The 16,019-nt window shown below is 66.3% G+C and carries 13 protein-coding genes; 6 read left to right on the top strand and 7 right to left on the bottom strand.

The features are described 5' to 3' along the window. Positions 1 to 30 precede the first annotated feature (30 nt). Together REH70_RS18235 and REH70_RS18240 are read left to right on the top strand one after the other, a co-directional pair. Entirely contained in the window at positions 31 to 2,145 is a 2,115-nt protein-coding gene (locus tag REH70_RS18235) for a family 43 glycosylhydrolase (RefSeq protein ID WP_310749517.1), read from the top strand. A gap of 1,281 nt (positions 2,146 to 3,426) precedes the next feature. Then, positions 3,427 to 5,046: an RNA-directed DNA polymerase gene (locus REH70_RS18240; protein ID WP_396134774.1), complete on the top strand. Its 1,620-nt coding sequence runs from the start codon at positions 3,427 to 3,429 to the stop codon at positions 5,044 to 5,046. Positions 5,047 to 5,262: 216 nt separating this feature from the next. Here the strand turns inward: REH70_RS18240 and REH70_RS18245 are convergent, their stop codons facing one another. From REH70_RS18245 to REH70_RS18265, 5 genes are all read right to left on the bottom strand, one after another. Beyond that, positions 5,263 to 8,397, bottom strand: coding sequence for a type I restriction endonuclease (locus tag REH70_RS18245; RefSeq protein ID WP_310749519.1), 3,135 nt, complete (start codon positions 8,395 to 8,397; stop codon positions 5,263 to 5,265). After that, positions 8,394 to 9,083 carry a restriction endonuclease subunit S gene (locus REH70_RS18250; RefSeq protein WP_310749521.1) on the bottom strand — a complete coding sequence of 230 codons (690 nt, stop codon included), beginning with the start codon at positions 9,081 to 9,083 and terminating at the stop codon, positions 8,394 to 8,396. The genes REH70_RS18245 and REH70_RS18250 overlap by 4 nt, the downstream gene beginning before the upstream one ends. Continuing rightward, positions 9,005 to 9,634 carry a hypothetical protein gene (locus tag REH70_RS18255; protein WP_310749523.1) on the bottom strand — a complete coding sequence of 210 codons (630 nt, stop codon included), beginning with the start codon at positions 9,632 to 9,634 and terminating at the stop codon, positions 9,005 to 9,007. Before REH70_RS18255 ends, REH70_RS18250 begins: the two co-directional genes overlap by 79 nt. A 167-nt stretch (positions 9,635 to 9,801) precedes the next feature. Further along, the gene (locus REH70_RS18260) at positions 9,802 to 10,089 is read right to left on the bottom strand and encodes a hypothetical protein (protein ID WP_310749525.1); all 288 of its coding nucleotides are present in this window, start codon (positions 10,087 to 10,089) and stop codon (positions 9,802 to 9,804) included. A 14-nt stretch (positions 10,090 to 10,103) separates the two neighbouring features. Next, positions 10,104 to 11,777, bottom strand: coding sequence for a class I SAM-dependent DNA methyltransferase (locus tag REH70_RS18265; protein WP_310749527.1), 1,674 nt, complete (start codon positions 11,775 to 11,777; stop codon positions 10,104 to 10,106). A 252-nt stretch (positions 11,778 to 12,029) separates the two neighbouring features. Here REH70_RS18265 and REH70_RS18270 point away from each other — a divergent pair, with 252 nt between their 5' ends. Beyond that, positions 12,030 to 12,518 carry an HD domain-containing protein gene (locus REH70_RS18270; RefSeq protein WP_310749529.1) on the top strand — a complete coding sequence of 163 codons (489 nt, stop codon included), beginning with the start codon at positions 12,030 to 12,032 and terminating at the stop codon, positions 12,516 to 12,518. Here REH70_RS18270 and REH70_RS18275 read toward each other — a convergent pair. Together REH70_RS18275 and REH70_RS18280 are read right to left on the bottom strand one after the other, a co-directional pair. Beyond that, positions 12,515 to 12,955 carry an NUDIX domain-containing protein gene (locus tag REH70_RS18275; RefSeq protein WP_310749532.1) on the bottom strand — a complete coding sequence of 147 codons (441 nt, stop codon included), beginning with the start codon at positions 12,953 to 12,955 and terminating at the stop codon, positions 12,515 to 12,517. The two genes, REH70_RS18270 and REH70_RS18275, sit on opposite strands and share 4 nt — an antisense overlap. A gap of 98 nt (positions 12,956 to 13,053) precedes the next feature. Next, positions 13,054 to 13,725, bottom strand: a complete 672-nt coding sequence (locus tag REH70_RS18280; protein WP_310749535.1) for an XRE family transcriptional regulator — start codon at positions 13,723 to 13,725, stop codon at positions 13,054 to 13,056. A 140-nt stretch (positions 13,726 to 13,865) separates the two neighbouring features. Here REH70_RS18280 and REH70_RS18285 point away from each other — a divergent pair, with 140 nt between their 5' ends. From REH70_RS18285 to REH70_RS18295, 3 genes are read left to right on the top strand one after another with little or no spacing between them, the layout of a single operon-like run. After that, positions 13,866 to 14,300, top strand: coding sequence for a plasmid replication, integration and excision activator (locus REH70_RS18285; protein ID WP_310749537.1), 435 nt, complete (start codon positions 13,866 to 13,868; stop codon positions 14,298 to 14,300). A gap of 2 nt (positions 14,301 to 14,302) precedes the next feature. Beyond that, positions 14,303 to 14,500, top strand: a complete 198-nt coding sequence (locus REH70_RS18290; RefSeq protein WP_310749539.1) for a hypothetical protein — start codon at positions 14,303 to 14,305, stop codon at positions 14,498 to 14,500. Further along, positions 14,497 to 15,969: an FtsK/SpoIIIE domain-containing protein gene (locus REH70_RS18295; protein WP_310749541.1), complete on the top strand. Its 1,473-nt coding sequence runs from the start codon at positions 14,497 to 14,499 to the stop codon at positions 15,967 to 15,969. The genes REH70_RS18290 and REH70_RS18295 overlap by 4 nt, the downstream gene beginning before the upstream one ends. The last annotated feature ends 50 nt before the right edge of the window (positions 15,970 to 16,019 follow it).

The following is a 16,019-nucleotide window of genomic DNA, read 5'->3' on the forward strand; positions in this document are numbered from 1 at the left end:
GGCGGGCGCCCTCCGAGAAGAGGTCTCTCCATGACCCGTTCCTTCCTCCGCCGCGCGTGGGCAGCCGCGCTCACGGCAGCCGTGCTGGTGGCGCCGGCGGCGATCGCGGCGCCCACCGTCGCGGCACCCACGCCCGACCCGCTCCCGCTCGTCGCCCCGCCCGACCGCCCCGAGGACCCTGTCTCCCACGACCCGACGCTGGCCAAGGAGGGCGACTGGTTCTACCTCGCCAGCACGGGTGACGCGGCCACCGGCACCGACTACATCCCGATGCGGCGCTCGAAGGATCTGCGCACCTGGGAGGACCTCCCGCCGGTCTTCACCGAGCTCCCCGCCGGCGTCCTCGCGGCCATCGGCGCCACCGCAGCCGACGCCCCGGCGGACGCCTGGGCGCCGGACCTCAGCTGGACCGGCACCGAGTGGCGGCTCTACTACTCTGTCTCGCGCTTCGGCACCACCAACTCCGTGACGGCACTGGCGACCACGACGTCGCTGGACCCGGCCGACCCCGACTACGGCTGGGTGGACCGCGGCGCGGTGCTCGAGAGCGAGCCCAACAGCGACGCCTTCAACGCGATCGACGCCAACGTCGTCGAGGACGCCGAGGGCGGCACGTGGCTGACCTTCGGCTCCTTCTTCGGCGGGCTGAAGATCGTCGCGCTCGACGCCGCGACCGGCATGCTCGCTCCGGGCGCCGAGATCTTCCCGCTCGTGGACCGGCAGATCCAGTTCAACCCGGTCGAGGGACCCTCGATCATCCGCAACGGCGGCTTCTACTACCTCTTCGCGGCGTTCGACTACTGCTGCCGCGGCGTGGACAGCGACTACCGGGTGGTGGTCGGCCGGTCGGAGACCGTCACCGGCCCCTACCTGGACAAGGACGGCGTCTCCCTGCTCGCGGGCGGCGGCAGCGAGGTGCTGCGCGGCTACAACGAGTTCCAGGGCACCGGTCACCCGGACGTCCTCTCCTCGGGCGGCGTCGACTACTTCGTCAACCACTACTACGACGCGCTCTCCGACGGGTTGCCGCGCCTGAACGTGCGCACCCTGTCGTGGTCCGACGGCTGGCCGACGGTCAGCGACCCGGTCAACCCCAGCCGCTCGGCCGGGCACGGCTCGGCCTACGTCCGGCCGATCCCGCGGGACAGCGACACCGTCGTGTCCAACGCGACCTGCGGCTACGCCGGGGCCGACGTGACGCTCGCCGCGCCCTCCCCGACCGACCTCTGCCAGCAGTGGCAGATCGACGCCCGCGACGCCGTCCAGGTCACCGACGGCAGCGAGACGGGATCCCGCTTCCAGAACCGCCGCAGCAACATGGCCGCCGACTTCCCTGGCTGCGCGGAGGCGCAGACGACCGGTGACGTCGGCCAGTTCGACTGGCTGGGCAGCTTCTTCTACAACGTCTGCCAGCGGTGGCTGTTCGCGCCGGCGGCCGACGGCTACACGACGATCAGCTCCATCGCGGGGCGCAACCTGGTCTGGACCGCCGAGGGCACGAACCCCGGCGCCGACCTCGGCGTCGCGACACCGACCGGTGCGGCCAACCAGCAGTTCCGGTTCCAGCCGGTCGGTGAGGTCCTGCTGGGCAGCGCGACCGACCCGACCCGGACCCTCGGGGTGGCCGGCTGCAAGCCGGCCCGGGGCAACGGCAACCAGGTGCGGATGGAGACCCGCGTCGCCGACTCCTGCCAGACCTGGACGATGACCTCCACCGGCGGCGCCGGCTACACGGTGACCAACGCGGCGACCGGGTCGGTCCTCACGGCGACGTCGTGCGACCGCGGCAGGGCCCCGGCCCGACTCCGCCTGCTCCCGGCCGGCCGGGCGGACGCGACCTGCAGCGCCTGGACGCTCGTGCCGGGCAACGACGGCACGTGGACGCTGGCCACCACCGGCAGCGCGCAGACGGTCCGGCTGCTCCTCCCTGACGGCATCGTCGCTGCCGACGGGGCGACGGCCGGCGTCCTGCACGAGGACGCCGGCCGTCGCGCGTGGCGAGCGAAGGCGGCGGCCACCGTGCCCGGACGGCAGAAGGCCCCGACCGCATCCATGCCGGTCAGGGCCTTCTCACTGCTGTCTGTCACCTGTGACTTGTACTTGTGCGCCCGAAGGGATTCGAACCCCCAACCTTCTGATCCGTAGGCGCCCGGCCCGTCCACCCTCCGAGGCATCAGCGCTGCTCGGGCGCAGGCGTCGCAACGTGGTGGCCGTCGACTTGCCGCCGCACATGGACCGCGTTGCTGTCAGGATTGCTGTCGGAGCCGACAGGCTGAGCCACCGACCCGTAGCGGAGCACAAGAGCGCGACGGAGGGCCGGGGCAAGGGTGGCCGAAGGCCATCGCGGAGCGACGCGAAGCGCCCTTGCGGCGGACCGGAGTCAGTGCGGATGCTCGGCGCAGGGTCGGCGGCGGTTGTGTGCTCACCGGGATCTGTGAGCCGTGCCCGATGTCCTTGGCAGCGTGTCACAGAGGCGCGGCACGAGATGATCGAAGGCCATCGCCCGGCTAGGCGAGGCGCCAGGCGATGTGACTCGCAGTCCCGCGGCTGATCGGATTAAAGGCCGGCGGAGGATCGTCGACATCAGGGCCGTAACAGGCGCGCCCGCCACTCCACGTCCGGTCCCACGTGTGACCGGCGTCGCGGGGGCCAAGCCAGAATGGTGCGGTTCTGCGCCGGGCCATAGGCTGCCCGGATGGAGCACAACGGTCACATTCGTAGCGAGCTCACGCGACGGATCTACCGGGCCATGCGTGATGGCGACGGCCAACCGGACCGTGGAACGAGTTCTAGCGCCCTGGGTGTGCGCGTGCCCATGGACCTTCCCGTGAACGACGACGGAACGGTGGTTCCCGGCACGGGTGGTATGTCGGTCGCGCCGGACGATCCCCGATATCTCCAACAATCCAGGCGGCCTCGCAGCCTCGGAGGCACGGGGCGGCACCCTGTGTGGTGGATAGAAGTGAAGGCGCAGGAGGCGCCGGTGAGTTTCCTCCACGACAGACCGCCGGGCCATGGAGTGGTCGAGCCCGCCTACCAAATGCCATTCGAGGACTACGTGGAAGGCCTGTACGCAACGGCTCCCCACTGGGTGCGGTTCACCTCGGAGTCATCGCTCCCGCTCCCGCCAGAGGGAGCGTCGATCGGACGGGAGGGGGCGGAGCATTGAGCGACTCAAACTCTTTGCAAGGTGATCACGGCGTGTTCTCGCCCGTGCGTAGTGATGGCAGCAGTCCTGACTCGCTCGAAACACTCCTCCGTAATGACGGGACTCCAGAGCAGCTGTTTGTTGTGCTTCGGCTCCTCCAAAACGAGGGCCTTGACGCGGCTGACCTCCGTGTGCATATCGAACGAGTTCGCGCGGTGAATGAGTCGCGGGAAGCACCCGATGAAGACCTCGAAGATCGGTGTCTGTGGGCCCTTGACATGGTCGAGGGAGTCGCCCCCGGGAGGTCGCTTAGGTGGGATCCGGCTAGTACGGCAAAGGTCTATATCGGACGAGTGCTTTCGCCTGCTGCGATACGGGATTCTCTGGCATTCGCACTCACTCCGAGCGACCTGCTGCCACCGCGGCCGACGCAAGATTTGAGCGCCCAAGACACCGCCAGCGTGGTCGCACAGGTCACATTACGGTTTTGGGAACGCGAGTACCGTCCCGCGCTCGCGGATACTTTCAGGGTACCTAAGGGGCCTATGACAAGTCGGCCCGCTTCTTTGCTTGCGCCGATCGATCGAGTCGTGTATGAAGCGCTAGCTGGGACGGTTCTAGCAAGCGTTCGCGACCGCATGGCTCCGACAGTTTTCTGGCCACGAGACAGAGCCTCCGACCCCGCCGCCGCAGCCCTCGCGCACGGCGTCTATGCATCGCAGCCTTTGCTGTGGCAGCACGACTACGTAGTGGTCGCGGACATCGAAAGCTTCTACGAGAGCATTTCCCACAAGCGGCTTGCTACCATGATGCAACGAGACTACGCGCCTACCGACCCCTCATTTGGCGCCGCACTCGAACTTTTTCTGGATGCCGTCATGGGCTCCGAGTACGGGTTGCCTCAGGGTCCGCTCGCCAGTGATGTGTTCGCAACAGCGTTCCTAGCACGCATCGACCAGTCATCCGCGACGTCAGGTTTCCCCTACGCTCGTTACGTCGACGATATGCTTATTGGTTGCGACTCAGTGCAGCACGCCCGTCGCAGGATCGATTTGCTTGAGGGCCAACTTGCAGACCTCGGTCTACGGCTAAGCGGATCGAAGACTCGAGTGATGAAGACGGCTACTTACGTAGCCAACCTCGACCGGCCTGGCAACTCAGAGGGCCACCAACTAGGCGAACGCCACCGTCACGTTTCGGAAAGCTCCGGCTTGGGGGAGAGAAGCGCAGAGGACGACATCCCGGGCCTCGAGGACGTCGACTGGGACGAAGATGAGGTCTCCGATTCGATCTACCGTTGGACGGCGAACGTTGACGATGTCGTAGCAAGTTATAGGGTAGATCTTGATCCCCGCCTGGTCGAGGCGTTCGCGCAACGCTTCGCCGAAGCGACGTCGGCCCTCGACCAGCACGAGGCTGGGTCAAAATACTGGGCTATCGAACGCGACTTCCGGGACAGCATTCCGTACCTCGCTGCCGGGGATTATTTGGTCGAACTAGGAGCGCTGTCCCGAGCGGTTCGATGGTTTCCCGCGCTAGCGCCATTGGCGGGCGCGTACATGGCGGCTATCTCGCATCGATACCCCGCGCCGGTGGCGGAGGAAATTGAGGTGTGGCTTTCGTCTTCGGACGAGAGCGATTGGGTAGTCGCCTGGATTGCGCACGCTGCCCGTAGGTCGTCGCTGCCGACTCGCCAGCGCCTACTGGCGCCGCTCATGGCGGCCGCTCTTGCGGGCCAGCCTTTGACCCGAGCGAGCGCTACCTGGACGTTGTATCAAGAGGAAGCGGTGGACGACTACCTGCTCGCGTCGCTAGCCGCGTCACTTAGCAGTGCGCTCTGGGCAGAGATGCGGTTCGGCGGTTTGGGCGCCGGGCGATACCCACGCCTTCTGGAATGAGGTGCGACTGTCGATCCACACTCCTTCGATAGCGTCATGGTGGCCGAGGACGGCGCGCCAGCGCCGCCTGCAGGCCGTGCGCCGGCGGAGCCGGCGCCTTGATCTCATAGAGGTCAATTCGGCAGTGCGACCCTCAGACCCTCAGACCCTCAGCGAAGACCCTTGGCGGCCCTCCGCGACTCTCCTGCCGCTGCAAGCCCTGGGACCCGCGGGCTGCTAAGCGCTCTTGCCGTAGGTTTGGCGGAACACCGCGTCTGCGAGCCAGGCCCGGAAGCTGTCGTTATCGCTGAACTGCTTGAACAACTGCGTCTCGTCTCGCATCATCGAGAGCACGACGCGTCCGAGGGCCTTGTCGAGCTCGATGCGGGCGTTGACGGGATCGTTGTTGAGCTGGGCATTCTGGTAGGCGACGTCCTCGGCGACCCTGGCGGGGATCTCTTCGGTGATGCGCTTGCGGACGCGGTCGGCGTCGTCCCACTCAATGTTGCCGAATTGGTCATTGAACGAAGCCAGGATATGTGAGAGTCGCTCGAGGTCGGGATCGGGCTTGGTGCCTCCGCCGGCGGTGGGGACGGGACCAAGTTCGCCGTCCTCGTCGGCTAGGGCAATGGCCATAGCGGTGCGCTTCTCCACCCGGTAGGAGTCCATGTCGACGGTCTCAAGGATCCCGGCGGACAGGTCGTCTTCCTTAGGGGCGGGCAACTTCGGCAGGAGGAAGTCGAGGAAAATCGACAGCTTTTCCCATTCGACATTGGAGTAGGGCAGGATCGCCGAGAGGAAGCCGTAGGTCCTCACAAACGCTTTCGCCGAGCCCTTGAACGCGACCTGGTCGTCCTCGTCAAGGTGCTCGATGTACTCGGCGGCGCACGCGTCGAGCAGCGGGTCGAGCTGGTCGCGAGGGACCTCAGTCAAGTACCTCTCCACGAACGTGTCGACGTGCTCGGAGGTGAATACGCCAGACGCACGCAGGTCGCCGGCGAGGTCGTGGAGTTTGTTGGGGTCAGTCTCCTCGGCCAGCACGGTGGTGCGGTAGTAGTCGGCAAACGACCTCTCGATCGCGTCAACGTCGTTGGCGAAGTCCAGGATCGCCACGTCGCGCTTGTCGGGATGGGCGCGGTTGAGCCGGGACAGGGTCTGCACGGCCTTGACCCCAGAGAGGGTCTTGTCGACATACATGGTGTGCATCAGGGGCTCGTCGTAGCCGGTCTGGAACTTGTCTGCGCATACGAGAATCCGGTAAGGGTCCTCGCGGATGCGGTCGGCGATGTCCTTACTGGGGAAGCCGTTGTAGTCGGATTCGGTGACCTTGACCCCGTCGCGATCGGTGTCGGAGAACGCCACGATCGCCCGGTAGGGGCTCTTGCGCTCGGTTAGGTAGGCGCTGATCGCCTCGTAGTAGTCGATCGCCCGGTCGATGCTGGAGGTGACGACCATGGCGCGGGCCTGGCCCTTGATCTTCTGCTTGGCAAGTACCTGGGTGTGGAAGTGGTCGACCATGATCTCGGCCTTGAGCCGGATTGCGTGTCGGTTCGACTCGACGTAGGTACGGAGCTTCTTCGAGGCGCGGCTCGCGTCGAACTCCGGGTCGTCCTCGACGGTCTTGACGAGCTTGTAGTAGCTGTCGACCGGGACGTACGAGGCCAAGACGTCCAGGATGAAGCCTTCTCCGATGGCCTGCTTCATCGTGTACGCGTGGAACGGACGGTGCCCCGTCTTCCCGTCCGGCTTGGGGAACGGCACCCCGAAGGTCTCCAGTGTCTTGTTCTTCGGAGTGGCGGTAAACGCGAAGTAGGAGGCGTTCGTGGGCATCTTCTTAGCTTCCATAAGCCGGTTGAGCTGGTCCTCGACCTCGTCACCTTCCACCACCGGCAGCCCCGCGGCGGACAACGAGGTCGCCAGCGCTGCGGTGGCCTTGCCGCCCTGGCTGGAATGCGCCTCATCAATGATGATCGCAAAGCGGCGGTCCCGGTGACCGGTGCCAAGGTTGGCGACGATGTAGGGAAACTTCTGCACCGTGGTGACGATCACCTTCTTGCCCGCCTCGATCGCCGTGCGCAGGTCGGCGGACCGGTCGGCGTGCACGACCGTCGAGCCGACCTGAGAAAAGCCCTTAATGGTCGCCTCGATCTGACGGTCGAGAATCTTGCGGTCGGTCACGACGATGACCGAGTCGAACGCCGCCTCACCGTCGTGGCGAGCGGTGGTGAGTTGGTGGGCCAGCCACGCGATCGAGTTCGACTTGCCGCTGCCGGCCGAGTGTTCGATCAGGTACCGCTGGCCCGCCCCGTTGGCCTCCACGTCGGCAAGCAGGCGCCGCACTACGTCAAGCTGGTGGTAGCGCGGAAAGACCTGCGCGCTGGTCTTCTTGCCGGTCCGCGGATTCTTGACCGTGACGATCTGGGCGTAGTTCTCGATGATGGTCGCGAGTGACGCTGGCTTAAGGATGCGCCGCCACAGGTAGTCGGTAGCTAGGCCGTCAGGATTCGGCGGGTTGCCGGCGCCGTCGTTGAAGCCCTGGTCGAAGGGCAGGAACCACGAAGCCTTTCCCGCAAGTTCCGTGCAGAATCGGACCCGGTGGTCGTCGACCGCGAAGTGCGCCATGCAGCGGCCGAACGCGAACAGCAACTCGCGCGGATCCCGGTCGCGCTTGTACTGCTCGACGGCGTCCTCGACGGTTTGCTTGGTGATGGAGTTCTTCAACTCGAACGTCATCAGGGGCAGGCCGTTGACGAAGAGCGCCAAGTCCAGGGCCCGGCCGGTGTCGGTGGGGCTGTAGCGCAGCTGGCGGATGATGGTGAACCGGTTGAGGGCGAACCGGTCTGCCGCGCGGGCGTTCCCCGGCGTGGGCGTCGGGTAGTACAAGTCGATCGTGTGCGCACCGTGCTGCACACCGTTGCGCAGCGCGGCTACCCCTCCGTGCTTGGTCACCTCGCCCTGGAGCCGAGCCAGGAACGCACGCCTCGTGGTCGAGTCGTGCTCCAGGTCGAGCGCCTCGGCGGTGGCGGGCTGAGTGGCCTTAAGGAATGCCGTCAGGTGGGTGAGGTCGACGGCGTGCGCGCGGTCGTAGTCGCCTGCGGAGCCCTCGATCCACCGCACCGCGTCGCTCGCTGAGTCGCCGGTCATCTGGGCGACAATCAGCGTTTCGAGGCTCTCCTCATTGAGGCTGGCGACCATCGGTTCGTTCCCCCTGTGTCCGGTGTCGCTCGCAGCTGAGCAAAGCACCTTGATCACTGATCGAATCGGCTGCCGCACCACTGAACTCCAGTCCGCGACGACGTGTCCGAGCCGGCGCGCCTTTCGGTGCATAGGGTGGTCAACCTGGCTATGCGCCACCGACTCTGGCTGGCTCACGCGTCGACCTCCTCAAGAACCTCTGCAGAGTCGTCGAGAAGGTCATCGTCGCTGCCATCGGAGACCTTCTCCGAATCTAGGGCGGGGAGCGTTGCCGCGATGTGCCGGACGTCGAACCGCCCAGTCACCACATCCGACGTTAGACGAGTGCGGTATTCGCGGAGCAGAACGATTTCCGTCTCGATAACCCGACGGCGTTGCCGGCTTGCGCTTTCCTCTCTCGCGAGAACCTCGACGATCTCACGTTGTTCTGTGATCGGAGGAACCGGCAAACGCAAGCGAGCGATCATCTGGGCATTCAGGTTTGGCATGGTTGCGCCGGTGGACTGCGCCGCCAACTCGGCACGGGTCGCGGCCGAAGACACGCGCACCTGAAGGTATCGCGAATCGATACCGTGATCGGGCCTCACGATCAGGCTTCCTGTGCCGCATAGCCACCCCGCTTCCTCGACACCCACCACGGCGCATCGACCCAGTTCGCCGCGCCGAGCGATAACCACGTCGCCGACCTGGAAGCGATGCCTCGACAAGCGCACGGCCGTACGTTCAGAAACTGAGACGCGAAGGTCCGCGTCGATGCCTGAAGTGGAAATATGCGACGGGTTGATCACCGGAACCCCACCGCTGACGTACTCGTCGGCGTGGAGCTGGCTGCCGAACGGGCCCGTCTGCACGAGTGTCGACACCGCGCCGATGGGTTTGACGTCCCAGTGAGCTGGTACCTGTCCCAGCCAGAGGATGCCTGTGTCTTTGAGGGGGCCGTGGAGTCGAGGCCGCGGCTGACGGCTTTATTGATGATCGCCTGCTTCTGCTCTTCGAGCAGGGTGATGAGTTTGCGCTTGGCGGCGATGGTCTGGGCGATGCGGTGGTGAGCGTGGCTGAGGTACTTCACGATCGCCGCCTGCTCGTGGGCGCTCGGGATCAGGACGGGTAGACCCCGGAATCGGTTAATCGCGAGGTCCCACTGCCCGATCCGAACACCGTCAGAGGCCGCAGCAAACAGATCCACGTAGCGGCGACTGCGGAGCAGCGCTTGCAGGTAGTAGCGATCATCAAAGTCGACTCCGTACACGTAGTAGGCCGGGCTCACCAGCCCATCGCACGGGGCAAGACCGAGCGAACCCTGCCATGCCTTCATCTTGTTGATGACCAAGTCGCCAGAAAGCGCGACCTTGTAATTAGTGAGGTCCTCGGGAATCGCGTTATGGTTCTCGTCATCAGCCGTGCGGACGAACACGCCCCGCTCACGGGCTACGGATAGGAGCGGAAGGTCTGACCTGTTGCGCTGAGAGCGTGACCGCAGGAGGGCTCGCATGGGCTTAACTTCCCAGTGCCGCGGAGCCTCGACCAGTCCAGCGTCGCAGAGAGGCCTGTATGAGTCATACGGCTTGAGGTCGCTAAACATCAGCCGACGATCTCACTGAGCAGGTCCTCGGTCTCTGCTTCGACCGCGCGGATGTCGGCTCTGATCTCATCGAGGGTGCGTAGTGGCCTGGGCTTATAGAAGTGCTCCGTAAAGCTGATCTCGTATCCAACCTTCGTCTTGGTCTCGTCGACCCAGGCGTCGGGGGCGTAAGGCAGCACGTCACGTCGGATGTAGGCCTCGATACCGTCGCGCCATTCACCTGCGGGTTCGGTGAGGGGAATCTGCTCGAATCCCCGCAGGTCGCTGTCGGGCTCGTACTCGACCACCCGGGTGTGCCCGTCTACCACCGCCTCGAATCGGCCGAGCAGCGGGTCCGCACGGGTCCCCACACGGTGGAGCTTCTTAATGACCGGTGCGGCGGACTCGTCCCGCTCCGCAGATTCCTTAAGCTTGCGGATCTCGGCAGCTGTGTAGACCCGCCCGGCGTCGGCACCGGCGAGCCGCAGTGGCCTCTCGACGACGACCTTGAAGTAGCCAAAATCAGCGTTGTCGAAGACCTTGGAGTAGTCGGCGCCGTCGGCGTCTTCGAAGGCGAGGAACGTCGCGAGTACGCGGTCGATGTCCGCCGTGGACAGCTCGCAATTCTTCTTGCCGAGGTTCTTGCGCAGGGGGTGGACCAGCCGCTCGCGTCAATGAGTTGCACCTTGCCCTTGCGGTGGACGGGCTTGCGGTTGGTCAGCACCCACACGTAGGTGGCGATGCCAGTGTTGTAGAACATATTCAGCGGCAAGGCGACGATCGCCTCGAGCCAGTCGTTCTCGATAATCCAGCGGCGGATGTTGGACTCGCCCTGGCCCGCATCACCGGTGAACAGCGACGAGCCGTTGTGGACCTCGGCGATGCGGCTTCCAAGCGGGGTCTTGTGCTTCATCTTCGAGACCAGGTTGGCCAGGAAGAGCAGCTGGCCGTCGCTGGAGCGAGTGAGCAGGGAGTACTCGGGGTCATCATCATGGGTGACGATGAAGCGGGGGTCGCGAATGCCGGTCTTGCCGCCCATGCGGTCCAGGTCGGTCTTCCAGGACTTGCCGTACGGAGGGTTGGAGAGCATGAAGTCGAACTCCATGCTGGGGTAGGCGTCGTTGGAGAGGGTCGACCACTCAGGCCCGCCGACGACATCGTCGGCGGCCTTGCCCTTGCCCTTGAGGATGAGGTCGGCCTTGGCGATGGCGTAGGTCTCGGCGTTGATCTCCTGGCCGTACAGGTGGGTGGAGACTTGAATGCCGCGAGCCGCGGTGAGGCCTTCGAGGGTCTCCTCGGCGACGGTCAGCATGCCGCCGGTGCCCATTGCGCCGTCGTAGAGCAGGTAAGTGCCTGAGGGGATCTGGTCGGCGATCGGCTCGAACATCAGCCGGGTCATCAGCCGCACTGCGTCGCGCGGGGTCCAGTGCTCGCCGGCCTCCTCGTTGTTCTCCTCGTTAAACCGGCGCACAAGCTCCTCGAACACAGAGCCCATGCCGTGGTTGTCCAGGCCGCCGGGGTTGGCTGCGGTGCGCGGGGAGAGGTCCAGGGTGGGATCGAGGAACTTTTCGATGAGCGCGCCCAGTGCGTCGGCCTTCGTCAGACGCGAGATCTGGTTACGGAACTCGAAGTTGTCCAGGATCTCCTGCACGTTCGGGGAGAAGCCGTCCAGGTACGCCTCGAAGTCAGCCCGCAACTGAGCTTGCGATCGGGCTGCCCGCAGATCGCGCAAGGTGAACGGCGAGGTGTTGTAGAAGTCTTGCTCGGCTGCCTGGCGCAGCGCGGCGTCCTGGTTGTCGATGCCGCTGTTGTCCAGCGCGGACTTCATCGTCAGGACGGACTTCTTCGTCGGCTCCAGGACGCTGTCCAGGCGTCGCAGCACCGTGAAGGGCAGGATGACGTCGCGGTACTTGCCGCGAACGTACAGGTCCCGCAGCACGTCGTCGGCAATGCCCCATATGAACGAGACGATCCTGGAATGGGTGCTGCTGTTCAACTGGTGATGCTCCTTGCTGAGGCAAGCCTGCCGTCCGGACGTCGTCTGGGAGCAGAGTAGTGATCTCGTCGGTCAGGTAGAGGACGACCGGGGCTGCCTTCACTCTAGCGAGGGTGCCGGGCCTCTTAGGTCACGCGCCGGTGGGGGTCTCGGGGGATTGACTAGTCTGCAGCCATGGGGCCTCGAACTCTCGGGCACGCAGTGGAGCTCGCACGGGAGCACCTCGCTCGACTGGAGCCACGGTGGACCCACGTGCGAGCGGTTGGTGAGCGCGCCGAAGTCCTGTGTCGGGAGCACCGGCTGACCGACGACCTTGCAGCGGCGGCCTGGCTGCACGACGTCGGCTACGGCGAGCAACTCATGGCGACTGGCTTCCATCCGCTGGACGGCGCACGGTTCCTTAGGCGCATCGGCGTCCGAGATCTGGTCACGTCACTCGTGGCGCACCACTCCGGAGCGACGTTCGAGGCAGAGGAGCGAGGGCTCGTGGTGGAGCTCCGCGAGTTCGCGCTGCCGCCTCAGGACCTCCTCGACGTCCTCAACCTCGTCGACATGACCACGAGCCCGACCGGGGAGCGAGTGTCTGTGGACGATCGACTCTCCGAAATCCTGAGCCGCTATGAGGCCTCGGACCCGGTATCTCGTGCCGTCAGCCGCTCGGGTCCTGTGCTGCGTGTGTCCGCTGCAAGAGCTGCTGCGCGACTCGGCTCAGCCGATGTAGGGAGTCTGCCGGTCCTCTAGCGCGTGCTGGATGCGGAGGCGCATGGAGGGTGCAGCTCCAGACTTGGAAGTCGCGCTGGCTCCATCCACTCCACGGCCTTGCTTTCACTGCTCGTGCGAGGCGTGCCCCCGAGCAGCCGCGCACGAAAGGCGATCGAGAACTGCTGCCGCACTTCCCCATCGTCGTACGCCATGACGTGTGCCGGGTTGGTGTAGAGGCCGGTGACTCGCTCGACCGCGACGTCGTAGCCGGTCTCTTCCTTCACCTCTCGAACGACGGTGTCGGCGATCGACTCACCGATCTCGTGGCCTCCACCCGGTAGCGCCCAAAGGTTGTTGTCCGTCTTGTGGATGAGCAGGACGCGGCCAAGGTCGTCGGCGACGATCGCAACGACCGAGGGCACCACGCTGTTGGCCTTCGGGGCGTTCGGGTCGTCGATGTAGTCGATGCGAGCCACCTTGCGAGCCTAGGACGTCGTCGTGGGCTCCACGGGGCGCGCCGTCTCCCACACCCGCTCGAAGGCCGCCATGAAGTGCGGGAAGAGCCGGCCGCCGGCTACGCGATGGAGATGCAGGACCGGCGAGTGGTTGGCCGGCGCACCGTAGGCGTGGGTGTTGGCGAGCAAGTCTTCATCGCAGCGGAAGACCAGACCGTGGAGTAGAGGGTCGTGTCGTGGGCTCGCGCTTCGATGCCCGGCACGCCGAGGCATGGCCGAAGGTACTTCCAGGTCAGGGAGCATCGCGCGGCCAGCGACTCACCGATGCCCTCCTCGTCTCCTCGGATCCGTACGGCCTGACCACCCGGGTCGCCGAAGAGCAGGCGGACGCGTACGCCGTCCCGCGCCTTCCGCAGGAGCAGCTCGTCGAAGTCGGCGATGGTGTCGTGCAGGAAGCTCGCGGCGAACGCCAGCAGGTCGATGGACTCGTCCGCTGCTTCCAGGAGCGACTGCCAGGTGCCAGCAGGGACGGAGCCGCGGTTCGGGTGGATCGCAACGAACTCGGCCTGACTGGCAGACTGCGCCCGCGCCTCGGACACCGCGGCAGGCCAGAGGAAGTCCTCGTCGCGGCCGAGGGCGGCGCTGAGGGCCTGACGGTTCTTTCGGTGCGGGACGCGCTCCGTGGCAACCCACCGCTCGATGGTCTTGGTGTCGACGCCGATCCGCTCACCAAGCGCGGGCGCCGTCATGCCAGATCTAGCGATAGCCGAGCGGAGCCTCTCGTTGGCCATGCCAACCACTGTGCCGTATTGGGACGTCCTGTCAACAACAAGACGTCCTCAAACGTCCTGCGGCGTGGTGATGCCGTCCGCGACCGCAGCGGTCCCCTTGGCGAGGAGCCACTCCGGCTCATCACCAGGGAGGAAAGCAGATGGCGATCGCGCGGCGGTTCAAGATCACGCACGACGAGGTGTTCCCGTTCGGGGCGTACCTGATCAGTGAGGTCGGGCCGGTGTTCGACTTTGAGAAGTCGACCAAGGACACCAAGGTGCAGCAGGTCGATAAGGACACCGGCCTGCTGCTGTGGTCCGTCGACGTCCTGGACGCGGACCCGGACGCGGGCCGCAAGTCGCGGACCGTGTCGGTGAAGATCGCGGCTAAGCACCAGCCGGTCCCGCCGCCGGCACAGGAGGGGTCGCCGTTCCGGCTGGTGGTGTTCGAGGGGCTGTCGGCGCTGCCGTACATCGAGGAGTCGGGGAACTTCTCCCGGATCGCGTGGTCGTTCAAGGCCGACGGCCTGACCGCGCCGACCCGCGCCCCGCGCGCTGTGCCAGGGCAGGCGTCGGCTGACGGGAAGGCGGCGTAGCGATGAGCGTCGTGGCGGTCGCCGTGGTCATCGCGGCGGTGGTGGTCCTGCTGCTGCGCACCAACCAGCTGAAGGTCGGCTCGGCGGTGGTGTGCATTCTTCTTGGCCTGGTGCTCGGGGCGACCCCGGCGGGTCCGGCGATCAACGACGCGGTCAACGGCGCCGGGGCGTGGCTGTGGGCTCAGGTGACGGAGCTGTGAACCGCCTCGGCGGCGACCGTCGCGACACCGGCCCGCTCCGGCTGAACGTCGCCAAGGTGCATGTCCCGCTCACCGCTGTCGTGTTCGCGTGGGCCGGGCGACGCGCAGCAGCCGCGGCGTGGTGGCTAGCTCGTCGCCCGGTGGCCGTCGCGCTGCTCTTGGTCGTCCTGCTGGCGACCTGGTTCACGTCGGCGCACGGCCCCCTGCCGCTGCTCGCCGTCGCGGCCGTGGTGGGTGCGACGTTGCTGATCTGGCGGCATGTCAGCCCCGGGACCTACACGCCGCTGGTGGTGTGGCGGGTGCGCGGGTTGTGGCGGTCGGCATCGGTGTACCGGTGGGCGTGGCAGCCCGCCATGGTGGCCACCGGGCTGGCGATGCGAGTGGACAGCACCGAGTACCTGCCCCGCATCGCATCGCTCACCTCGACCGGGTCGGTCGACCGGGTGAGAGTGCGGATGCTCCCCGGCCAGACGCAACCCGACTGGGCCACGAACGGCCAACGCCTGGCGCAGACCTTCGGGGCGGTGGACTGCAGTATCCGCTCCGTGCCCGGGCGCGTGCACGAGCTGGTGCTGTCGTTCCTCACCGAGGACCCACTGACTGAGCCAGTGCCGCCGTTCGAGCCGGCCGACCCACCCGCGCTCACCGCCCTGCCGGTCGCGAAGGGTGAGGACGGGCAGATCCACCGAGTGCGACTGCTTGGTGCGCACCTCCTCGTCGTCGGAGCCACCGGAGCCGGGAAGGGTTCGGTGCTCTGGTCCCTGATCACGGCTCTGGCCGCCGGCATTCGCAACGGGCTGGTTCAGGTGTGGGCGATCGACCCCAAGGGCGGCATGGAGCTGGCGCCCGGAAGCCCGTTCTTCAGTCGGTTCGTCTACGGCGACACACCCAATGGCGGTGATGGTGGGGCGGCCTACGAGCTGGAGTTCGCCCAGGTGCTCGAGGACGCCGTCAGCGTCATGCGCCGTCGGCAAGCGACGCTTCGTGGCAACGCTCGGCTGCACACCCCCACCACGGCGGAGCCGCTCATCGTGGTGATTGTCGACGAGCTCGCCTCGCTCACTGCGTACGTGGTCGACCGGGACGCGAAGCGACGCATCACCGCCGCCCTGTCCCTTCTGCTGTCCCAGGGCCGCGCCGTCGGTGTCTCCGTGGTGGGGGCGGTGCAGGACCCCCGCAAGGACATCGTCTCCATGCGGGACCTGTTCCCTACTCGCATCCTGCTGCGGGTCACCGAACCCGAGCACGTGGCCCTCACCCTCGGGCAGGGGGCACGCGACCGCGGCGCCACCGCCGACCTGATCGACGACGCCACTCCGGGCGTCGCCTACGTCGGGCAGGACGGCGCACCGGAGGCCGCGCGGGTCCGCTTCACGCACGTCACCGACGACGACATCACGGCCCTCGTCCAGCAGTACACGCCTAGGGCGGTGCCGATGCTGCCGGGCGGACTCACGGTGGTGGCCTGATGCCCGCCCACGGGCTGCCGGCTCGCTGGAGCGACGCCGATCACGGCACA

The sequence above is a fragment of the Cellulomonas sp. ATA003 genome (assembly GCF_031582905.1).
Taxonomy (GTDB): domain Bacteria; phylum Actinomycetota; class Actinomycetes; order Actinomycetales; family Cellulomonadaceae; genus Pengzhenrongella.

What these genes read in the sequence shown, in the direction of transcription:
- REH70_RS18235 (WP_310749517.1), top strand. Translation starts at nt 31, where the DNA reads ATGACCCGTTCCTTCCTCCGCCGCGCGTGGGCAGCCGCGCTCACGGCA.
- REH70_RS18285 (WP_310749537.1), top strand. Translation starts at nt 13,866, where the DNA reads ATGGCGATCGCGCGGCGGTTCAAGATCACGCACGACGAGGTGTTCCCG.
- REH70_RS18290 (WP_310749539.1), top strand. Translation starts at nt 14,303, where the DNA reads ATGAGCGTCGTGGCGGTCGCCGTGGTCATCGCGGCGGTGGTGGTCCTG.
- REH70_RS18280 (WP_310749535.1), bottom strand. Translation starts at nt 13,725, where the DNA reads ATGGCCAACGAGAGGCTCCGCTCGGCTATCGCTAGATCTGGCATGACG.
- REH70_RS18240 (WP_396134774.1), top strand. Translation starts at nt 3,427, where the DNA reads ATGGTCGAGGGAGTCGCCCCCGGGAGGTCGCTTAGGTGGGATCCGGCT.